Annotated in this window: 6 protein-coding genes; 4 read left to right on the top strand and 2 right to left on the bottom strand. The window is 63.8% G+C overall.

Annotated features, from left to right (window positions below; genetic code table 11):
- The 4 genes from AX735_RS21030 to AX735_RS21015 form a co-directional block, all read left to right on the top strand.
- The coding region (locus AX735_RS21030) for an alpha/beta hydrolase (RefSeq protein WP_156447570.1) at positions 1 to 559 on the top strand (559 nt) is incomplete at its 5' end.
- Between the two features lie 14 nt (positions 560 to 573).
- Positions 574 to 1,308: a hypothetical protein gene (locus AX735_RS21025; protein ID WP_137775494.1), complete on the top strand. Its 735-nt coding sequence runs from the start codon at positions 574 to 576 to the stop codon at positions 1,306 to 1,308.
- 17 nt (positions 1,309 to 1,325) lie between these two features.
- Positions 1,326 to 1,802 carry an RNA pyrophosphohydrolase gene (locus tag AX735_RS21020; RefSeq protein WP_066284447.1) on the top strand — a complete coding sequence of 159 codons (477 nt, stop codon included), beginning with the start codon at positions 1,326 to 1,328 and terminating at the stop codon, positions 1,800 to 1,802.
- A 38-nt stretch (positions 1,803 to 1,840) separates the two neighbouring features.
- A complete protein-coding gene (locus tag AX735_RS21015) occupies positions 1,841 to 2,800 on the top strand; it encodes a DUF481 domain-containing protein (RefSeq protein ID WP_231750203.1) in 960 nt (319 codons plus the stop codon).
- A 6-nt stretch (positions 2,801 to 2,806) separates the two neighbouring features.
- Here the strand turns inward: AX735_RS21015 and AX735_RS21010 are convergent, their stop codons facing one another.
- Both AX735_RS21010 and AX735_RS21005 read right to left on the bottom strand, forming a co-directional pair.
- Positions 2,807 to 3,562 (bottom strand): hypothetical protein, encoded by a 756-nt coding sequence (locus tag AX735_RS21010; protein ID WP_066284446.1) that lies wholly within the window; start codon positions 3,560 to 3,562, stop codon positions 2,807 to 2,809.
- 169 nt (positions 3,563 to 3,731) lie between these two features.
- Positions 3,732 to 4,286, bottom strand: coding sequence for a GNAT family N-acetyltransferase (locus AX735_RS21005; RefSeq protein ID WP_066284452.1), 555 nt, complete (start codon positions 4,284 to 4,286; stop codon positions 3,732 to 3,734).
- Positions 4,287 to 4,491: the final 205 nt, after the last annotated feature.

The following is a 4,491-nucleotide window of genomic DNA, read 5'->3' as shown; positions in this document are numbered from 1 at the left end:
CCCCGCCGCACCCGAGGATTGCGAGGCCGCCGCGCGCTGGCTGGCGGAAAATGGCAAGGAACTGGGCCTCGACATCACGGGCCTGGTGTTCACTGGCGACAGCGCGGGCGGAAATCTGACGATCGTTGTCACGCAGGCGCTGATTGCCAACCCCGCCGCGGTCCCGGTGATCGCCCAGGCCCCGCTCTATCCTGTGGTGGATTCAAGCCAGACCGGCGGATCGTTCACCGAATTTGCGGAAGGCTATCTGCTCACCGCCGATGCGATGAACTGGTTCAACGACAATTATGCCGCCACCCCGGGCGATGTCCGCAACGACTGCATCCTGGGCGATCTGGCGACCCTCCCGCCGACGCTGCTGGTCACCGCCGGGCTCGATCCGCTGCGCGACCAGGGCCGCGATTTCGCCGCACGCTGCGTCAAGGCGGGCGTCGATGTCACCTATATGGAGATGCGCGGGACGATCCATGGCTTCATCTGCCTGCGCAAGGGCATTCCCTCGGCGCAGGACGATTGCGATGCCATCTTCCGGGGCATGAAGGCGATGCTGAACCGGTGAAACAGGAGGGCGCGATGGCCGGAAGGACACTCCTCGCGGCGATCGCGCTGCTCACTTTGCCCTTTGCCTTGCCGGATTCCGCAATTTCGCAAACCGCCCCACAAGTTCGCAACGCGCCCGACCTTGCAGGCATCATCGGTGCCTATCGCGCGCAGCGGGCAACCGATCCGGAAGGCTGCTGCACCTATTCGGCCTCGGTGTTCGGGCGCGAGGTGCAATTTCACGTGTTCGATACGTTCGAGCCCGCGTATGAAGCGAAGAATGACCGACAGATGATCGTGGAACTCGTGCCCAAGGGCGAAACGGTGCAAACCTGGACCCGGATGATCACTTTTTCAGCGTTCAAGGGTCCTGGCAGCGCGCCGGTTTCCACCGCCGAGATGCAGCAGCGCTTCTTCAATACCGGCCAGGGCTGCGAAGTTGCGAACTTCTCGCGGGTGATCGCCAGCGGCAGGCTGGCCAATGGCACCGAATACAATCTTTCCAGCAATGGCTGCGGCTCGACTGCCGCCGGCGGCTATCCCGGTGCCGTATCGGGGCGTGGCGAGCAATTCATCGCGCTGTTGCTGCGTGACGATCAGAACGTCGCCGTACTCCAATATGCCGAGCGCGGCGCTGGATTTGACGCCGACAAGCCGCCGATCGGCGATGCTGCGGTCGAGGCATTGATGAGCCGCTTTCGCTCCATCGCATTTTGCCGCAGCAAGGCGATCAGCGGCGATTGCTCCATTGCCTTTTCCGCCCGCTGACAGCTAAGGCAGCAGGCATGAGCGAATTTGACAGCCTTCCCTATCGCCCGTGCGCGGGCATCATGCTGGTGAACCAGGGCGGCAAGGTGTTCGTCGGCCAGCGGCTCGACAGCACGGTCGAGGCCTGGCAGATGCCGCAGGGCGGGATCGATCCCGGGGAAGAGCCGGAAGCAGCCGCCTATCGCGAACTCGGCGAGGAAACCGGCATTGCCCCGCATCTTGCCGAGATCATTGCCCGCTCGCGCGACGAGCATCTGTATGATCTCCCACCCGAGCTGATGGGCAAGATCTGGGGCGGAAAATATCGCGGCCAGCGGCAGATGTGGTTCCTGATGCGCTTCATGGGGACCGACGCGGACATCAATATTGAAACGTCGCACCAGGAATTCCGCAGCTGGCGCTGGGCCGATCCGGACAGCCTTGAGGGACTGATCGTGCCTTTCAAGCGACGGTTGTATCGCGCGGTGGTGGAAGAGTTCCGTCCGCTGATCTAGGCTCGCGGCTCGTTCTAGCGACGGGAGGCCCCAGACAGATGCTGTTGCGCAGCGCCCTGACCAGCGCTTTCGTGCTGTGCGCCTGCGCAGCACTCCCCCTGGCGGCGCAAACGCCGGAGCCGGTTGCAAGGCTGATCGATACCGCATTGCAATCGGGCGATGCCGCAGGGCTGGACGCGGTCGTGCGCTATGCCAAGCAGGCTTATCCCCAGTCTGCCGAGGCGATCGATGCGCAGGTGGCCGCCTTTCGCGCCGCCAATGCGGCCCCCGCGCCGGCTCCAGCCCCCGCGCCCGCGCCTGTCGTGACCGCCGCAGCGGAGCCGAAGACCGAACAAGCCAAGGTCGAGCAGGCAGCCGCCGTCAAATATTCGGGCGAAGGCGAGCTCGGCGCGTTCACCACCACCGGCAACGCCCCGGGGATCGGGCTGGCGGCGGGGCTCAAGCTGGTGGCCGAGGGTGAGGATTGGCGGCTGGGGCTGCTCGGTCGCGCCGATTACCAGGAAACCAGCAACGTCGTTGTGCGCGAGCAATATCGCGTGAGCGCCGAGCCCAATTACAAGTTCAACCAGCGCGGTTACGTCTATGGCCTCGGCCAGTACGAGCAGGATCGCTTCCAGGGCTTTCACGCGCGCTACAGCCTGTCCGGTGGCGTCGGTTACAGCATCCTGACCGGCGAGAATGCGCAGCTGAGCGTGAAGGCGGGCCCGGCCTGGCGCTTCACGCGGCTGGTTACCGGAATGGATGAATCGGTGCTGGCGGGTCTGGCTTCCGTCGATATCAAGCTCAAGCTGACACCGACCATCCAACTGACCGAAGCCGCCAGCGCCTATGTCGACGAGGAGCGCAGCACGCTCTTTTCGGTCGCCGCGCTCGATTCGCAGCTGATCGGCAAGCTCAAGGCGCGGCTATCCTACACCATCCAGTATGAATCGAACCCGGCGCTGGGCCGCGCGCCCACCGATACGACGAGCCGGCTGACGCTGGTCTATGGATTCTGATCGCGATCAGCGGCCGCCGCTGGCGACGATATCGACTTCGGTTCCGCCATTGGCCATGGGCTTGAGGAATAGCACAAAAGCTGCATTGCCCTTGGTCCCTCCGAGAACATGGTCGCTGCCGCGCAGTTGATATTCCGCAGAATAGCCACTGCGCTTCGCCTTGGTCCAATAGAAGTCGACCACGTTCTTCAGAGCCGCAGGCGTGGTGAAATTGACCACCCGGATGTTGCACTGGCCGTTGGCGACGCCGGCGGCTTCCTTGACGTTGGCGCGCGGATAGACCGCGAAATCGGCGGGCATGCGGCTCGCCCAGGTCATCGCGTAATCGAGCTTGCCCTGACAAACGCCATTCTGCTGCGCGGCCTTGGCACCCAGCGTGCTGCCCTGGTTGCAATCCTTGCAGTCTTCGGCGGCAACCTTTGTCGGTTCCGGCGCCTTGATAAGCCCGCGCGGGCCGATAGCCGCTGCGACAGCCTTTTCGGTCGCCGCGAGCTGGCCCTTGGCCGCCCCTGCCGACGGAACCGAACCATCGCTGCCTTCGCCGAGCACGGCATTGCGATTGGATTTGTCGACCAGATCGGGGTCCACCAGGATCTGGTCTTCCAGCGCGCCCTTCATCGCCGGGTCGGCGGCATCGGCCAGCAGCGCTGCGTCCTCGTTTTCCGCCGCCTTGTCACCGGCATTCTGGCACGCAGCCAGCGCCAGCGCAGCAGCGCCCAGCGCCAGCAGGTTGCGCGTCGTCGCGAAGGAAAGTCGGGCCATGGCTGATATCCTGTACAAGATCGGCTTCATGCCTCTCCATGTCAGAGAAGGCGTTAGCGTTACGTTAGCCATGCCTTGCGGCGTGCGAAACTGTCCCGCGCAAAGAGGGTTAACCCGCACGCTTTGGCATGCCAGACCGTCCCAAATCGGGATTCATCGTTAAGTCGTTTCAAAACCGGACAAATTTCTTCCGGTTTTCCTGCCACTCAGCCTTGGTCTGACCATAGCTATCGACCGGATGGTCCTGATACGGCTCCGGCAATCGGGTTGGCCCCTGATTGTACGAACCCAGACGTTCAGCAAGCGCGATCGAAGCCTTGTTGTCGGGATCGATCGTGTGAATGACGCTGTCCCAGCCCAGCAGATCGAAGGCGTAATCGATCGTGGCCACGGCGGCCTCCAGCGCATAGCCCTTGCCGGCGTGGCTGCGCAGAACGCCCCAGCCGACCTCCTCACCCGGCCAGCCATCGGGATACCAGGGGCCGACACGGCCGATCCATTCGCCAGTGTCGCGCGTGATCAGCGAGAACATCGCATATCCACGGATGTGCCAGGCGCCTGCCATAGAGCACAGTCCGCGCCAAGCGACCGCGCGCGGCTGAACCCCGCCCAGAAAGCGCATGGTCTCCTCGTCCGCGCAAAATTCGGCCCAGCGCTCGAAATCCTCCGGACCCGGCGGGCGAAGGATCAGGCGTTGCGTTACCAATATCGGTCCGTTGATCATCGCGCTGCTCCCCTTTTCTGACAGGCGCATGGGATAGGCAGGGGCGCATGGCTTGGCAAGCATCGCGGCCAGAACGAAAAACCCCTCCCCGCAGCGATGCAGGGAGGGGCTCGGGACACCTGTCCGCGTTGCCGCTGCGGATCAGGCGAATTTAGCGGCAGCTGTAACGATTGCCGTCGTTGCGGTCGATCGTGCGACCCAGCAG

The organism is Blastomonas sp. CCH1-A6 (genome assembly GCF_001556365.1).
Lineage (GTDB): Bacteria > Pseudomonadota > Alphaproteobacteria > Sphingomonadales > Sphingomonadaceae > Blastomonas > Blastomonas ursincola.
This window is presented reverse-complemented; position numbering and strand designations above follow the sequence as displayed.

Bases quoted from the DNA above. Each gene is read 5' to 3' on its own strand.
- AX735_RS21025 (WP_137775494.1), top strand. From the start codon at position 574: ATGGCCGGAAGGACACTCCTCGCGGCGATCGCGCTGCTCACTTTGCCC.
- AX735_RS21020 (WP_066284447.1), top strand. From the start codon at position 1,326: ATGAGCGAATTTGACAGCCTTCCCTATCGCCCGTGCGCGGGCATCATG.
- AX735_RS21015 (WP_231750203.1), top strand. From the start codon at position 1,841: ATGCTGTTGCGCAGCGCCCTGACCAGCGCTTTCGTGCTGTGCGCCTGC.
- AX735_RS21010 (WP_066284446.1), bottom strand. From the start codon at position 3,562: ATGGCCCGACTTTCCTTCGCGACGACGCGCAACCTGCTGGCGCTGGGC.
- AX735_RS21005 (WP_066284452.1), bottom strand. From the start codon at position 4,286: ATGATCAACGGACCGATATTGGTAACGCAACGCCTGATCCTTCGCCCG.